Annotated in this window: 17 protein-coding genes; 5 read left to right on the top strand and 12 right to left on the bottom strand. The window is 62.1% G+C overall.

Annotated elements, in window-relative coordinates; genetic code table 11:
* The first annotated feature begins 130 nt into the window (after positions 1–130).
* Complete coding sequence (locus tag AB0N72_RS02905; protein WP_363931873.1) at positions 131–919, top strand: GntR family transcriptional regulator; 789 nt, start codon at positions 131–133, stop codon at positions 917–919.
* A gap of 90 nt (positions 920–1009) precedes the next feature.
* Here AB0N72_RS02905 and AB0N72_RS02900 read toward each other — a convergent pair whose 3' ends face one another.
* The 4 genes from AB0N72_RS02900 to AB0N72_RS02885 all read right to left on the bottom strand — a co-directional run bounded on the left by AB0N72_RS02900 (position 1010) and on the right by AB0N72_RS02885 (position 5342).
* Positions 1010–2683, bottom strand: a complete 1674-nt coding sequence (locus AB0N72_RS02900) for a cytochrome bc complex cytochrome b subunit (protein ID WP_363931874.1) — start codon at positions 2681–2683, stop codon at positions 1010–1012.
* Positions 2661–3731: a Rieske 2Fe-2S domain-containing protein gene (locus AB0N72_RS02895; RefSeq protein WP_363931876.1), complete on the bottom strand. Its 1071-nt coding sequence runs from the start codon at positions 3729–3731 to the stop codon at positions 2661–2663. The genes AB0N72_RS02900 and AB0N72_RS02895 overlap by 23 nt, the downstream gene beginning before the upstream one ends.
* A gap of 96 nt (positions 3732–3827) precedes the next feature.
* The gene (locus AB0N72_RS02890) at positions 3828–4616 is read right to left on the bottom strand and encodes a cytochrome c (protein ID WP_144658878.1); all 789 of its coding nucleotides are present in this window, start codon (positions 4614–4616) and stop codon (positions 3828–3830) included.
* 87 nt (positions 4617–4703) lie between these two features.
* Complete coding sequence (locus AB0N72_RS02885; protein WP_144658877.1) at positions 4704–5342, bottom strand: heme-copper oxidase subunit III; 639 nt, start codon at positions 5340–5342, stop codon at positions 4704–4706.
* A gap of 148 nt (positions 5343–5490) precedes the next feature.
* On the opposite strand from AB0N72_RS02885, the gene trpD reads away from it, so the two are divergent.
* Entirely contained in the window at positions 5491–6549 is a 1059-nt protein-coding gene (trpD, locus tag AB0N72_RS02880) for an anthranilate phosphoribosyltransferase (protein ID WP_363931877.1), read from the top strand.
* Between the two features lie 31 nt (positions 6550–6580).
* Here trpD and AB0N72_RS02875 read toward each other — a convergent pair whose 3' ends face one another.
* Positions 6581–6859, bottom strand: a complete 279-nt coding sequence (locus AB0N72_RS02875) for an Lrp/AsnC ligand binding domain-containing protein (RefSeq protein WP_363931878.1) — start codon at positions 6857–6859, stop codon at positions 6581–6583.
* A gap of 109 nt (positions 6860–6968) precedes the next feature.
* Positions 6969–7355: a DUF3054 domain-containing protein gene (locus AB0N72_RS02870; protein ID WP_363931879.1), complete on the bottom strand. Its 387-nt coding sequence runs from the start codon at positions 7353–7355 to the stop codon at positions 6969–6971.
* 178 nt (positions 7356–7533) lie between these two features.
* On the opposite strand from AB0N72_RS02870, the gene AB0N72_RS02865 reads away from it, so the two are divergent.
* Positions 7534–7989 carry a VOC family protein gene (locus AB0N72_RS02865; protein ID WP_363931881.1) on the top strand — a complete coding sequence of 152 codons (456 nt, stop codon included), beginning with the start codon at positions 7534–7536 and terminating at the stop codon, positions 7987–7989.
* 90 nt (positions 7990–8079) lie between these two features.
* On the top strand, positions 8080–8508 hold the full coding sequence (locus AB0N72_RS02860) for a VOC family protein (protein WP_363931882.1): 429 nt from the start codon (positions 8080–8082) through the stop codon (positions 8506–8508).
* A gap of 64 nt (positions 8509–8572) precedes the next feature.
* On the opposite strand, the gene AB0N72_RS02855 is transcribed toward AB0N72_RS02860, so the two are convergent.
* The gene (locus tag AB0N72_RS02855; RefSeq protein ID WP_363931884.1) at positions 8573–9238 is read right to left on the bottom strand and encodes an alpha/beta family hydrolase; all 666 of its coding nucleotides are present in this window, start codon (positions 9236–9238) and stop codon (positions 8573–8575) included.
* A 109-nt stretch (positions 9239–9347) separates the two neighbouring features.
* On the opposite strand from AB0N72_RS02855, the gene ligD reads away from it, so the two are divergent.
* Complete coding sequence (gene ligD / locus AB0N72_RS02850) at positions 9348–10373, top strand: non-homologous end-joining DNA ligase (protein ID WP_363931886.1); 1026 nt, start codon at positions 9348–9350, stop codon at positions 10371–10373.
* A gap of 23 nt (positions 10374–10396) precedes the next feature.
* Here ligD and AB0N72_RS02845 read toward each other — a convergent pair whose 3' ends face one another.
* The 5 genes from AB0N72_RS02845 to AB0N72_RS02825 form a co-directional block, all read right to left on the bottom strand.
* The gene (locus tag AB0N72_RS02845; protein WP_363931887.1) at positions 10397–11017 is read right to left on the bottom strand and encodes an L-threonylcarbamoyladenylate synthase; all 621 of its coding nucleotides are present in this window, start codon (positions 11015–11017) and stop codon (positions 10397–10399) included.
* Between the two features lie 20 nt (positions 11018–11037).
* Positions 11038–11904, bottom strand: coding sequence for an ABC transporter permease (locus AB0N72_RS02840; RefSeq protein WP_363931888.1), 867 nt, complete (start codon positions 11902–11904; stop codon positions 11038–11040).
* Positions 11894–12934 (bottom strand): ABC transporter ATP-binding protein, encoded by a 1041-nt coding sequence (locus AB0N72_RS02835; protein ID WP_363931889.1) that lies wholly within the window; start codon positions 12932–12934, stop codon positions 11894–11896. The genes AB0N72_RS02840 and AB0N72_RS02835 overlap by 11 nt, the downstream gene beginning before the upstream one ends.
* Positions 12931–14037, bottom strand: a complete 1107-nt coding sequence (locus tag AB0N72_RS02830; RefSeq protein ID WP_363931890.1) for a DUF2092 domain-containing protein — start codon at positions 14035–14037, stop codon at positions 12931–12933. Before AB0N72_RS02830 ends, AB0N72_RS02835 begins: the two co-directional genes overlap by 4 nt.
* Positions 14038–14135: 98 nt before the next feature.
* The gene (locus tag AB0N72_RS02825) at positions 14136–15083 is read right to left on the bottom strand and encodes a BadF/BadG/BcrA/BcrD ATPase family protein (protein WP_363931891.1); all 948 of its coding nucleotides are present in this window, start codon (positions 15081–15083) and stop codon (positions 14136–14138) included.
* Positions 15084–15124: the final 41 nt, after the last annotated feature.

Raw genomic sequence — 15124 nt, 5'->3', positions numbered from 1 at the left:
CCCGCCATAATTTGATCCATACAAGAGTAGCCGCCGTAACGGGCCGCTAACCAGTTCGACGGGAGGTGGTCTAGACCTCCCATGCGTCTGATTTATCCTTGAACCATGACTCACATGCTGGATTGCGGCCGTGGCTGACGCAGCAACTATCGCCGGCGAAATTGACCGGTCAAGCCCCACTCCCATCTACATTCAACTCCGTGAAATCCTTCGGACCTTCATCGGCGAGTCATGTCCGCCTGGCTCGGCTCTTCCTTCCGAGCGGGATCTCTCGGAGCGTTTTGGCCTCGCCCGCATGACTGTACGGCAAGCCATCGACGCTCTGGTTGGCGAAGAGGTCATAGAGCGCGTCGTGGGCTTGGGTACCTTTGTCAGGAAGCCGAAGCTCGACCTGCAAGTGAAGTTGACCTCCTACAGCGAGGAAATGCAGCGCCGCGGCATGGTCCCGGCCGCAAAGGTCCTAAGCTTCGAGCAGATCGCAGCCAGTGCCTTTCTTGCCCGGGAACTCCAGCTCGATGAAGGCACGCCTTTGGTCCGCTTCCGCCGCCTTCTCCTGGCCGACAATGAACCAATGAGCGTGGACGAGAACTTCATCCCGGCGCACCGTGTTCCTGGCCTTCTCGACGAGGCGCCCCCAACCTCCCTCTATAACGTCCTCAGCGAGCGGTACGGACTCGTCATGGAGTGGGGGGAGGACATGATTGAAGCTACTGCGGCCTCGCCATCAACGGCCAGGCTTCTGAATGTTGACGTTGGATCTCCGTTGTTGAAGATTCAGCGGCACGCATTTGTTGCCCGTGCCATGGTGGACTACTCGGTCTCCTATTACCGGGCCGACCGGTACAAGCTTTGGGTTCCCCTGCAGCGGCCCGGTGTGCGTCCAACACGCAATTACGCCTCGGGTTACCGGACGCAGTAGGGGCGCCTGGCGCGGAATACCAGGGCAAAACGAAAGAAGGGGCACAGTCCATATGGACTGTGCCCCTTCTTGGCGTTGAGGTCTGGGCCGTTAGTGGCTCAGGCTCTTCTGTTCTTCGCCCGCTGCAATGGCCTCGTGGTGGCCGTGCGAGTGTGCCGCCTCGAGTTCCGCAGGTGTTGCCGGAGCAACGCGGTCTTCGAAGAACCAGCGGGAGAGTGCCGCGCGGCGCTTTTCCTTACGGGTCACGACGCCGTGCTCGTTCGGCTGTGCGGGCAATGGAGCCGGTGATTCGAAGCCCACAAGCTTGTAGCGCTTGTACTCATCCAAGGGAGCGTGGACCTCGATGAACTCACCGTGGGGGAGCCGCACGATACGTCCGGTTTCACGACCATGGAGCGCAATTTCGCGGTCCTTGCGCTGGAGAGCCAGTGCAATTCGCTTGGTAACGATGAACGCGATGACCGGACCGATGAAGAACAAGGTCCTCAACCAGTAGGTCACGTCATTCAGGGACACGTGGAAGTGCGTGGCGATAAGGTCGGAGCCGGCCGCAGCCCACATAACGCAGTACCAGGTGAAACCTGCAACACCGATCGCCGTACGGGTCGGCGCATTGCGGGGACGGTCCAGGACGTGGTGCTCGCGGTTGTCCTTGGTGACCCAGCGTTCAATCCACGGGTACATGAACAGCACGGTGAAGATGATTCCTGCCGGAACGAGGGCCGGAAGAAGCACGTTCAGCGTGAGCGTGTGTCCAAAGACGATCCACTCAAAGTGGAAGTTGTTCACCACACCAGGCATGAGGCGCAAAGCGCCGTCAACAAATCCGATGTACCAGTCAGGCTGCGTGCCTGCGGAAACAGGGGAGGGGTCGTAAGGACCGTAGTTCCAGATCGGGTTGATGGTGAAAGCTGCCGCCATGAGGGCGAGGACACCGAACACGATGAAGAAGAAGCCGCCGGCCTTGGCTGCGTAGACCGGGCCGAGGGGGTAACCGACGACATTGCCGTCGTTGCGGCCCGGGCCTGGGTACTGGGTGTGCTTGTGGACGACCACCATGAAGAGGTGGATCACGATCATCAGAAGGATGAGCGCGGGAACCAGGAGGATGTGCAGCACGTACAGGCGGCCGATGATGGCCGTGCCCGGGAATTCTCCACCAAAGAGGAAGAAGGAGATGTACGTACCGATGACCGGAATCGACTTGATCACGCCGTCGATGATGCGCAGGCCGTTGCCGGAGAGCAGGTCATCGGGGAGGGAGTAGCCGGTGAAGCCTGCAGCCATGGCCAGGATGAGGAGGACGCCGCCGACAACCCAGTTCATTTCACGGGGCTTGCGGAAAGCACCCGTGAAGAACACGCGCAACATGTGCACGCCGAGGGATGCTACGAACAGCAACGCGGCCCAGTGGTGGACCTGGCGCATGAACAGGCCGCCACGGACATCAAACGAGATGTTCAGCGACGAGTTGTAGGCTACGGACATTTCGACGTTGTACAACGGCGTGTAGGAACCCTGGTAGTGGGTTTCCGCCATGGACGGGTCGAAGAAGAAGGTCAGGAAGGTACCCGACATCAGCAGGATGACGAAGGAGTACAGCGCCACCTCACCGAACATGAACGACCAGTGGTCGGGGAAGACCTTCCGGCCGAACTCGCGCAGGATGCCGGAGCCGCCCACACGCTCGTCTACGAAGTTGGTGAAACTGCCAACTTTGGTCTTCGGAACGAAGGGGGCTTCAGCTGTTGATGAGGCGCTCATGCTCGTCACGCTCCCAGTAACTCGGTCCTACAGGTTCTCTGAAGTCGCTGGTGGCGACGAGGTAGCCCTCTGCGTCAACTGCGATGGGCAGCTGCGGAAGCGGACGGCTTGCCGGCCCGAAGATGACCTTGCATTCCTGCGTGAGGTCAAAGGTGGACTGGTGGCACGGGCACAGAAGGTGGTGGGTCTGCTGCTCGTAGAGGGCAACAGGGCAACCGACGTGCGTGCAGATCTTGGAGTAGGCAACGATTCCGTTGTAGCTCCAGTTTTCGCGGCCCTCGGAGGGGTTCAGCGAGTTCGGGTCCAGGCGCATCAGGAGAACAACGGCCTTGGCCTTTTCGTTCAACTTGCCCTCGTGGAGCTCATTGAGCCCTTCAGGGATGACGTGGAATGCTGAGCCGATGGTGACGTCCGAGGCCTTGATGGGGGTGCCATCGGGGTCGCGGGTCAGGCGCTTGAGCTTGCCGCCCTCAGGAGCCCACATGGTGTGTGCCAGCGCCTTGTCCGGACGCGGGCCCAAGTCGCCAAAGATGGCGAGAGCAGGCAGGGGAGCCAAAGCGACAGCACCAAGAAGGGTGTTGCGGATCAGCGGACGGCGCTTGATGCCAGTCTCCTCGACGATGTCGTCGACGATGCGCACTGCTGCCTGGCGATCCTCTTCGGTACGGATAGCGTGGCGCTCTTCAGAGACTTCGTGGTCGGGCATCAAGGCCTTGGCCCAGTGCACGATGCCGGTGCCGATACCAAGCATTGCGAAGGCAGTACCAAGACCCAGAAGCAGGTTTTGCGTGCGGATCGTTGCAATGGTGGTGTCGTCGCCCAGGTCAATGGCGAAGTACGCCACCAGGAAGACCAGCGTTCCGATGACGGAGGTGCCAAACAGAATGGCTACCTGACGCTCGGCGCGCTTTGCGGCTACCGGGTCCGTGTCAGCCAGGCGCAAACGATGCGGAGGAAGTCCAGGATCCTGGAACTTCTCCACCTCATTCTGACCAGCCGTAGCTACGGTGCCCGAGTGGTTCGGACTGCCGTCACTATGGTTGCCCATAATTCGCCTCATCCTTCTCTCGTTGTCTCGACCGGGGCCGAGTTATTTTCAGTTTCAAACTGCTGACCGTGCAGCAGAAGTTTTGTTGTGTCCCGATCAGGACGTACGTGACGTCAGCCAGATCGTGAATGCGATGATGACACCCAAACCGGCAACCCAGACGAACAGGCCTTCAGAGACCGGGCCGAGGGATCCAAGGTCCGCACCACCCGGTGAACCATTGGCTTCAATGGTCTTCAGGAAGGTGATGATGTCGCGCTTGTCTTCGGGAGTGACGTTCGAGTCATTGAAGACCGGCATGTTCTGGGGGCCGGTGGCCATTGCCTCGTAGATGTGCTGCGAGGTGACGTCAGCGAGAGCCGGAGCGAACTTACCCCGTGTCAGTGCACCGCCGGCTGCAGCTGCGTTGTGGCACATGGCGCAGTTGACGCGGAAGAGTTCTCCACCCTTGGCAGCGTCGCCCTTGCCGTCGAGGAGGTGCTCCTCGGGAATGGCCGGGCCTGCACCCAGGGATGCTACATAGGCCGAGAGCTGCTTGGTCTGCTCTTCATTGAACTGGACGGGCTTCTTCTGGGCCTGCGGGCCGTTCATCTGCATGGGCATACGACCGGTACCAACCTGGAAGTCAACCGCAGCAGCACCCACGCCGACCAGCGAGGGGCCGTCCTGGGTTCCGCTAGCCCCCATGCCATGGCAGGTTGCGCAGTTGGCGGCGAAAAGCTTGCCGCCCTGTTCTACGTCACTTGCGCTGTAGCTGGTGGTGTCGGCCTTGGCCTGGTTGACGGATGTGGCAACGGCGTACAGCCCACCAGTGAGGAGGAGGCCCATCAGCAGCAGCGCAATGGCTGCCAGTGGGTGACGTCGCTTCTGCGAGAGTGCCTTCACGTGGTGGTTCCTTTATTCGATCCTGCGTCGGCTCCGTGAGCCGCTTGTTGAAATTCTGCCTCTTGTAGAAAAAGAGTCAAGCCGGGCTTACTTGAGGACATAGATGACCAGGAAGAGGCCAATCCAAACAACGTCGACGAAGTGCCAGTAGTACGAGGTGACGATTGCCGACGTCGCTTCAAAGTGTCCGAACTTCTTGGCCGCGAAGGCGCGGCCGATGATGAAGAGGAAAGCGATCAGGCCGCCGATGACGTGAAGGCCGTGGAAGCCGGTAGTCATGTAGAACGCGGAGCCATAGGCGTTGGACGACAGTGATACGTGCTCGGAAACAAGCATGGCGTATTCGGTGGTCTGCCCGGCTACGAAGAAGGCACCCATGATGAACGTGAGGGTAAACCATTCGGTCATGCCCCAGCGGGTGAACTGGAAGAGCCCACCGGTGCGGCGGGGTTCGAGCCGCTCGGCGGCAAAGACACCCATCTGGCAAGTAAACGAACTTGCCACAAGGACGATCGTATTGACGAGCGCAAACGGGAAGTTGAGCTTGGCCGTCTCCTCGGCCCACATCAGTCCTGATGTGGAGCGCAGGGTGAAGTACATGGCAAAAAGGCCGGCGAAGAACATCAACTCACTGGACAGCCAAACAACGGTTCCAACAGAAACCAGGTTGGGGCGGTTCAGCGTCGGGTGCGCCGGGGTACTGGGGGCATGGGTCGCAGATGTCACAAGGACATTATGTCTGTAAAAGTCCAGAGTTCCCAATGCAAACCACCGATTCGGGAGACTTTTTCTACAAAGACGCGAAATCGCGCGGAAAAGTTCCCGGCGAGGTTCACATTGGTCATCGGCGTTGCTGGCTCGATAGCATCAGGGAGTGACTTCTCCGGCATCGGCACCTGCAGCCAGCAATACCTGGCCAGGGCTCATCTCAGCACTGATCAACGGCGACGACCTTGCAGTGGGCAACACAGAGTGGGCCATGAACACGATCATGTCCGGCGAAGCCACCCCGTCGCAGATCGCCGGTTTCCTCGTGGCATTGCGTGCCAAGGGCGAGACGGTGGAGGAGTTGGCCGGCCTGGTTGAGGCAATGGTCCACCATGCCAATCCGATTTCGATCTCTGGCGAAAAGCTGGACATCGTCGGTACCGGCGGGGATCGCCTCAATACCGTGAACATCTCCACGATGGCGGCTTTGGTCGCTGCGGGCGCCGGAGCCAAGGTGGTCAAGCATGGGAACAGGGCCGCTTCGTCAACCTCGGGATCGGCGGATGTGCTGGAGGCGCTGGGCGTCCGCCTGGATCTCTCCATCGAACAGGTGGCCCGGAACGCGGAAGAAGCCGGAATCACGTTCTGCTTCGCCCAGGTGTTCCACCCTTCGTTCAGGCACACCGCGGTCCCTCGGCGGGAGTTGGCCGTTCCCACGGCGTTCAATTTCCTGGGTCCCATGACCAACCCGGCACATGTGCAGGCCTCTGCTGTAGGTGTCGCCAACGCGCGGATGGCACCCCTGGTAGCGGGTGTCCTTGCCCGCCGCGGCAGCCGTGGCCTGGTCTTCCGGGGCGACGACGGCCTGGACGAGTTGACGCCGACGGGGCCCTCGACTGTGTGGGAGATCAGGGATGGTTCCGTGACGGAACAGGTTTTCACGCCTTCGGAGCTCGGTATAAAACCGTCCACGGTAGCGGACCTCCGTGGCGGGGACGCGCAGGTAAATGCGGGCGTCGTCCGTGAAGTGCTGGACGGCAAAGGTGGCCCGGTCAGGGACGCTGTGCTCCTCAATGCAGCCGCAGGCTTGGTGGCATTCGATCTCCACGCAGAAGGCAGCCTGTTGGAGCGCATGCGCTCGGCCCTGGGCAGGGCAGCTGAGTCAATTGATTCAGGGCAGGCGGCCGAAGTACTGGCCAAATGGATTTCCCTCAGCCAAAGCTGATTGGGGCGGCCTTAGCGCCCGCGCAGGAGCTCTATTCGAATCCGAGCGCGAAAGCAGCATCGAGGTCATGCTGGGAGTAGGCGCGGAAGGCAATGTGCGTGGTGGTGTGGACTACCGAGGGCACCTTTGACAGCCGATCGGCAATGACGTCTGCCAGATCCTCATGCTGGGACACCCGGGCCACTGCAATGAGATCCCACTCACCCGTTACGGAGTAGACCTCGCTGATGCCCTGGATGGCCGAAATCTGTTCTGCCGTCTCCGGTATCCGTGAGGCATCGGTCTTGATCAGGACGAAAGCGGTGATCACTGGGGACCTTTCCTAAAAAGCATCATTGCGGACTGAATCCAGCCTAGTGCATCGGCAATTGCCCGGCCGGTCATCAGCGCCGGTCAGCAACGCCGGTCATCAACGCCGATCAACGGTGTCGGCGCCTCTGCACGGTCCGGACCGAGAGTCCCACGATGAAGCGGTACCCCACCAGGAAAACTCCAAGGCTTATCAGAGCCACCAGCACGAACGGCAGGACCACGGTCTGGCCAGTCACAGCCCTGAGCAGCATGCCCACCGCGACCGCACTGATCCAAATTGCCACAGCGGATGGCCACACGCCATAGGGTGCGCGCCAGGCGCGGATTCCTGCCCAGCCGATCGCGGCGCCCACAAGGAAAGGCCAAGCGGTAATGAACGCCCCGGAGATAATGTCCCCGCGGGCGTGGGCATCCCGTCCAATAGCGGCAAATGCAAGTATGAGGACGAGATCCGCGCCAGCTGCGGGAATCCAGGACGTCGAGGGTGAAGACATACGTTTGACCCTATCCATGGCGCCCGATTTCCGCGAAATGGGTGGCCCAAGGCGGGTGGTGAGGGGGCCGTCGTCGTACCTTCCGGAAAGGCCGCCGCCGGCCATTGTGTGCGCGAACCCACGGTACTAGCCTCAGTCGGGGGACAAGCTGTTCCCGTCGTCCTCGGAGGAGTGGTTGATGCAGAAAATTTCTACCTGTTTGTGGTTTGACGGCCAAGCAGCCGATGCAGCGGAGTTCTACACCTCGATATTCGATAACTCTTCCTTGGGACGGAGCATGCCTGGGCCTGACGGCACAGCCCTTACGGTCGAGTTTGAAATTGAAGGCAGGCAGTTCATGGGTCTCAACGGGGGACCGATGTTCCGGTTCAATGAGGCTGTCTCCTTGGTGGTGAACTGTGAATCCCAGGAGGAAGTTGACCGATACTGGGAGGCGCTGCTCGTTGGGGGAGAGGAAAGCCAGTGCGGATGGCTCAAGGATAAGTTCGGGCTTTCGTGGCAGATCGTACCCACGGCCATGCCAGGGCTCTTGAATGGCCCGGACCGCGCGGGCTCGCAGCGCGCCATGGAGGCGATGTTGAAAATGCGGAAACTCGATCTCGCCGTCCTTCAAAAAGCCTACGACGGCGAGTGAAACTGTGGGGGACGCCCACCTTTGGGGACTGTTAGCATTGCCGCACGGTGACGCGTGTGCGCACCAATTAGTTGTGAGGAGAATCGACCAATGACATCCCGCCTCAATCCATATATCTCGTTCCGGGACAACGCCCGTGATGCCATCACTTTCTACGAATCGGTGTTCGGCGGCGAGCTGAACATCAGTACATTCGGGGACTACCAGGCCAGCCAGGATCCTGCCGAAGCTGACAAGGTCATGCATGCCATGCTCGTCTCACCAAGCGGGCTGACGCTTATGGCCGCAGACACTCCAAACGGCATGGAGTACAACCCAGGGAACAATATTTCGGTTTCGCTCAGCGGCGAAGCGTCCGACGAAGCTGAGCTTCGCGGCTACTGGGACAAACTTGCCGACGGCGGCACGGTCACCATGCCGCTCGAAAGCGCACCCTGGGGCGACGTCTTTGGGATGTGTGTTGATAAATTCGGTATCGCTTGGCTGGTCAACATCGCGGGGGATCAGCCGCAAAGCTGAGCCCCACCCGCAACCTGCCTGACCCATGTGCCCCGCTGGATGACTTCGGCGGGGCATCCTGGCTTCAGGCGCCGGCCTTCAGGAAAGCGGCCACCTCCGGAGCCAAGGATGCTCCTACCTCGGCCGCGGTGCGCTTCAGGCCCTTGACCGCGAACGAATGGTCACCGCCCTCACACCACTGGAGCTTCGCCGTCGGGCCGATCCTGTCCACCACCCGCTCCAGAATCCCAGGGGTGGCAAACGTATCCCGCGTGCCCTGGAGGAAGAGCATCGGAACGGTTACTCCGTAAAGGTGTTCATCGCGCAGCCTCTCGGGCTTGCCCGGGGCATGCAGCGGGTAGCCAAGATATACCAGCCCCTGCGCGGTCATGCCTTTCGCAACTGCCATGGACGCCATGCGGCCGCCAAAGGATTTGCCCGCAGCCCATAGCGGCGCAGTGTCCGGAAGCTCCGCTGCTGCCGCCATCACGGCCCGCCACGTGGCGATGGCTAGCGGAGGACGGTCCGGGAAACGACGCCCGGCTTCCCGGTAGGGAAAGTTGAAGCGCAGCGTGGCCACACCCTCCTCAGCCATGGCCGACGCGAATCCCTGCAGGAACGGGTGTTCCATTCCCGCCCCCGCTCCGTGGGCAACCACCAGGGTGGCAAAACTGTGCTTCGGCCGAAGGTAAAGGGCGGAAACTGTGGTGTCGGCGACGGCGACGGTCAGAGACGTTTCAACGGTGGGCATATATCCATCATTACCTACCCCGGCCCCGGGCAAGGAGGCCACCAGGAAACACCCACCGAATGTGGCCTCGTTGCTGACGCGCCACGCCTTTACGGGGTAGCTTGTGCCCATGGCGAGTGAAGCAACCACTGTTACCGTGCCCGGTCCCAACGGCCCACGTGAGGTCAGGATTTCCAGCCCCAGCCGGGTCATGTGGCCTGAGGCGGGGTTGACCAAGCTCGATCTCGCGAACTACCTCATCGATGTCGGCGAGGCATTCGTCGCTGCCAACGGCAACCGGCCCGTCAGCCTCCAGAGGTATTCGGGAAACATTGACGGGGAAATGTTCTTCTCAAAGAATCCGCCCAAAGGGGCCCCTGACTATGTTCGCGCCGTCACTGTGACCTACCCCAGTGCGCGCGCCCATCCACAGCTGGTCATTGATGAGCCCGCAGCGGCTGTGTGGGCCGCGCAGATGAACACGGTGGTGTTCCACCCCTGGGCCTCCCGCGCCGACGATCCCGACAATCCAGACCAATTAAGGATCGACCTGGACCCCCAGCCGGGAACGGACTTCGATGACGCCATACCTGCTGCGTTGGAACTTCGGGCCGTCCTGCAAGAGGCGGGGTTGTCGGCGTTCATCAAGACATCGGGCAATAGGGGATTGCACGTTTACGCCCCCATCCATCCCAACCATGAGTTCCTTGAGGTCCGCCATGCCGTGATCGCCGCCGGGCGCGAACTCGAGCGCCGCATGCCGGATAAGGTCACCACGGCCTGGTGGAAGGAGGAACGCGGAAAGAGGATCTTCGTGGACTTCAACCAGGCCAACCGGGACCGGACCATCGCCGGCGCTTACAGCCCGCGTGCTGTCCCCACGGCGCAGGTGTCCTGTCCCTTGGCGTGGGAGGAGTTGGAGAACGCGGACCCCGGGAAATATACGATCAGCACCGTCCCCGACCGTTTGAAGAAGACAGGCGACCCCTGGGCTTCCATGCATGATCATCCAGGTGACATCGATATCCTGCTCACGTGGTGGGCCCGGGATGTCGAGAACGGCCAGGGTGAGATGCCCTTCCCACCGGAGTTCCCCAAGATGCCCGGCGAGCCGATGCGGGTTCAGCCGAGCAGGGCCCGCAAACAGGAAGAGTAAGCCGAAAACTTCTGGCTGAGTGCCTACTCGAAGCGTGAAGGGTCGCCCGTCCCGCGCCGCACCACTTCGGCCACCCCGCTGGAGAAATCAATCACGGTGGTGGGTTCGGAGCCAGTGTCTCCGGCATCGATCACGCCGTCCACCTGGTTGTCCAGGCGCTCCTTGATCTCCCAACCCTGGGTCAGGGGTTCTTCCTCGTCCGGCAGCAGGAGGGTGCTGGAGAGCAGGGGCTCTCCCAGTTCTGCCAGAAGCGCCTGCACTACCTTGTGGTCCGGGATGCGGACACCTACGGTTTTCTTCTTGGGATGCAGGAGCCGCTTGGGAACCTCCTTGGTGGCCGGAAGGATGAAGGTATAGCTGCCGGGAGTGACAGCTTTGATGCTCCTGAAGATGTCGTTGTCCAGCATGACGAACTGCCCCATCTGGGCAAAGTCCTTGCATACGAGGGTGAAGTGGTGCTTATCGTCCAAGTGCCGGATGGTTCGGATGCGGTCCAGTGCTTCCCTGTTTCCGACCTGGGCGCCCAAGGCATAGCAGGAATCGGTGGGGTAGGCGATCAGCCCGCCATCGCGCAGCATATTGACCACTTGGCCGATGGCGCGTGGTTGGGGGTCTTCCGGGTGCACATCAAAGAATCTGGCCATGGGAAGAGCCTACGACAAAGCTACGACAAGACATCCTTGTTGGAGAATTTTGCATAGGCCACTGCGCCGCACACCGCTATGTACCCCATCTGGAGCAACGCGTTATCCCAGAACGACGTCCAGGCGATCGGTTGCCTGAGCAGGTCAACGAATCCCAGCCAATGATGGCTGAAGAGCCACGGGTGCAGCCACTCCAGTTGCGGAAGGTTGTCCAGCACCTGCGACACGACGGAGAGGACAACCGTGGCCGCCATGGCGCCCACCGGCACGTCGGTAAAGGTGGAAAGCATGAGCCCGATGGCGGCAAGCCCCAGCAGGGACACTGTGATGTAAGCCGCGATCAGGAGCGTCCTCAGGACCGATTCGCCCACACTGATGGTGTCACCCGACAACAGCGTCACAGGCCCCACGGGAAAGAGGACGACGCCGGCCAGGGCACCTGCCGCTGCCACGGCGATCGTGGCAGCGAAACAGAAGGCGACTGTTCCGGCGTATTTCACCAACAGCAGGCGAAGTCGTCCGGCGGGTGCCAGCAGCAGGTACCTCAACGTGCCAAGGTTCGCTTCCCCCGCGATGGTGTCTCCGCCAACCACTCCGATCGTGAGGGGCAGGAACAACGGCACACAGACCACCAGCGCAGTGACTGCGACGAAGAGGCCGTTCTGCGTGATCCTGTCCAGGAACAGTGGGCCACGACCGGGAGTTGCGGGCCGGGACGACAACTTCACAGCTACCGCGACCAGGATAGGCACGGCGGCCAAGGCCATCAGCATGGCCCACGTACGGAGCCTTCGAAAAAGGACCGACAGCTCCGAGGCAAGGAGTGCCCACCCTGCCGCTGGTCGGACAGGGACGGCCGGAGAAGCACGCGTTGTTTCAGCCGGCAACGTCGAACCCCTCTCCAGTCAAGGACACAAAGCGATCTTCAAGGCTCGCGTTCTCCACAGTGAAACCCCGCACACGGACGCCTTCGGCAACCAAGGCGGCGACGATTGTCTCCGGGGCCACGCCGTTAAGTCTTGCGCTTATCGGCTTCGCACCTGCCGGAGTCGTGGCTGCCGGAGTCCGGCTTTCCAGCGATACGGCCTCCCGCGGCTCCTCCCCGCCGTTCGTGTCGCCGGGGACAAGGCCCAGGCGCGACAAGACGCCGGCCGCCTTGCCGCCGTCGGGGGTTTGAATGAGCACATGTGACTCTCCGGCGGAACGCAGCTCGTCCAGCGGGCCCTGCGCCACCAGCCTGCCGGCGCTCATGATCCCTGCGTGCGTGCACATCTGCTCGACCTCGGCCAACAGGTGGCTTGAGACGAAGACCGTCGTGCCCCCGGCGGCAAGGGAACGAACCAGGCCCCGGACTTCGCGTGTGCCTTGGGGATCGAGCCCGTTGGTCGGTTCGTCCAGGACAAGAAGCTCACGCGGCCGCAGCAGCGCGTTGGCCAGGCCGAGGCGCTGCTTCATCCCCAGCGAGTAGGCACGGACCTTCTTTCCCGCTGCGTGGCCCAATCCCACGCGGTCCAGGGCGTCATGGACACGCTGCCGCCTGGTCGACGACGGTGCATGGCGGTCAGCCGAGTCCAGGCGCACCAGGTTGCCTGCGCCAGTGAGGAAGGGGTAGAAACCCGGGCCCTCCACCAGAGCGCCAACGTCAGGCAAAACAGAGGCCAGAAACTGCGGCATCTGCCTGCCCATGACAGTGATGTCCCCGCTGTTCGCCGTGGCAAGGCCCAGCAGCAGCCGGATGGTGGTGGTCTTGCCTGAACCGTTCGGCCCGAGGAAGCCAAAAACCGACCCGCGCGGTACTGCCAGATCGATTCCGTCAACAGCGGCCCTGTGGCCGAAGCGCTTCACGAGGGAACGCGTTTCGATGGCAAAGCCGTTCCCGGTGCCCGGCGGGGCTTCCTGGCGGGCGGGCTCCGTCACTGGGCGGGGGCTGTTGGCTGAAGGGGAACGGCCGCCTGAAGAGCGGCTGACTGGAGGCGGTCCACCGGCACCATGCCCGCATAGACGCGGCCGTCGTCGAGAATCAGAACGCTCAGCACGGAAGTCGTCAAAGCGTGGCCGCCGGGCACGGACTGAAGCACTTGCGAAAGTTGTGGGTTGGCCGTGAGTCCGGCAGGAGCGGTCCCCCGGGGCAGGGAGAGAACGGCGTCCCATCCTTCGCCCATGACCGATACGCCATGTTGTGGGTGGGTTGCCTGGGCAGAGGGGGCGGGTAGTTGCTTGGTCGGAGCCGGAGCTGCGGGAATCGCCTTTTCGGTGATCGTTGCCCCTGCTGGCGGAGCGAACTCAAACAGAGAGGCGTCCGGTGCCTTCAGTTCCAGCTGCGTATAGGCCAAAGAGTAGGCAGGTTCGGATTGTCCTTTGGCCCGAACTTGGACGCCCAGCGGCAGGCCGGTTTCGGAATCGACGTCGATGGCCACCGAGTCCACCAAGGTACCGGAGCTGCGGGGGTTCAGGATGAGGCGATAGGCGCTGCGGCCGGCCACCGTAGAGGAATCGGCCACAGAGACCTGGGTACTGGAATCAATGGCTGCGAGGAAGCACGTCGCCATGACCGCAGGAGTAGGAAGGTCCGGGCGCGGAGTGGGGGACGGCCGGGACTCGCTGGGACCCGTCGTCGATGACGCCGGGGCGCTCAGGTGCGTTGCGCTGTTGTCTGCTGAGTTGTAGAACCACGCATCGCGGCCGTTCAGAACGAGGTCCCGCTCAGCCATCCGGTCCAGGATCTGCAGGCGTGCTTTTGAGGGGCCCTGGACGTAGATCCGTGCGGTGTGCGTGCCTGTCAGGAACTCCAGGGCGGATACCGCGCCTGGGGCGAGGCCCGGGCCGGCAGCGGGTACTTCGGGAAGGCCGAGCTCTGCGTTTTGTTCCAGTGTGCCGGAGAGCTCCCGGACCTGGGTGCCTGCAATCATTGCCAGGATTTCGTCAGCAGTTTTCGGTGGCGGGGAACTGGTTGCGCCTGCTTGAACCGCACTGAACAACACCGCCAGGCCCATGGCAAGGCAGATCAGAAGCGCTGGCAACCACCGCTGCCTGGCCCTGCTCATTCTTACCGGCCGCCGCACATCAAAGGCATGAATTCAGACTACTCCCGTTACCTGTCTGGATCACCGGGTGTGCATCATTGCTGGATCAATTGCCGGGCGAGCTTGACAGCTCCGAAGACAGGGGCTTGGGGCAGGATCTGGACCAGTGAAGGATCCTCGAGGGACATCTTCCGGGCCACGGCCGCCGCCAGCTGGCCCTGGTTGACCAGCAACGCCCCAGCCATGACCAGGGGCAGGTCCAAACCGAGTTCGCCCAGCACCTGCCGGGCCAGGGACGCCAGGGAGTGTGCTGCCTCAGCCTGGATCCGCATCGCCGCCGGGTCTCCGTCGTTGGCCATGTCGAGGACGAGCGGGGCCAGCCCGGCCCAATGGTCGGGCTCCGGCTTGGCATAAAAGAAGTCCATGAGCTGCAGGGCGTCCACGCTGGCCGTGGCCGCCATCAGCGATCGGACCAGCGGTCCGGGTTCAAGGCCGGCATAGTACTCGCGCAGGGCCTCGCGAACGGCATCGCGAACCACCGAATATCCGCCGCCTTCGTCACCAAGGAGGTAGCCGTATCCGCCACTGCGGGCTTCCCTTCCTTCGCGGTTCCTGCCCCAGGCAACAGAACCGGTTCCCGCCACCAGGACCACGCCTGCTTCGAGGCCGGCGGCAGCGAGGATAATGCGGGTGTCGTGGACGACTTCGATTTTGGCACCTGGGAAATGTTCAGCGAGGAGGGCCGATAAAACGGCGCGGCTCGCGGGCGTATCCGCACCAGCAGCTCCGGCGCAAACCGCTTCGACGCCGCCACCCACACGTGCCGCGATCCTGCGAAGCACGGCATCGGCACCCTGGTGCCCCACGGAAGCCAGGTTGGCGCGTGCTTCGGTGATCTCCACGCGGGCATCGCTGTCCACCCCGGGCAGTTCGGCGTGGTCCGAGAGGACGGCATGGGTTTTGGAACCACCGATGTGGAGCCCAAGAACCACGGGGGCGCCAGTAGCGCCGTCTTTGAATCCGGACTGCTGTGTATCCTCCAACTGACATCCCTTCGTCTCGGATTACCTGATCAAGATTGGCA

Source organism: Paenarthrobacter sp. NPDC089307 (assembly GCF_040685055.1).
Lineage (GTDB): Bacteria > Actinomycetota > Actinomycetes > Actinomycetales > Micrococcaceae > Arthrobacter.
Note: the sequence above shows the minus strand (reverse complement) of the source record. Positions and strands in the feature narration are given on the sequence as shown.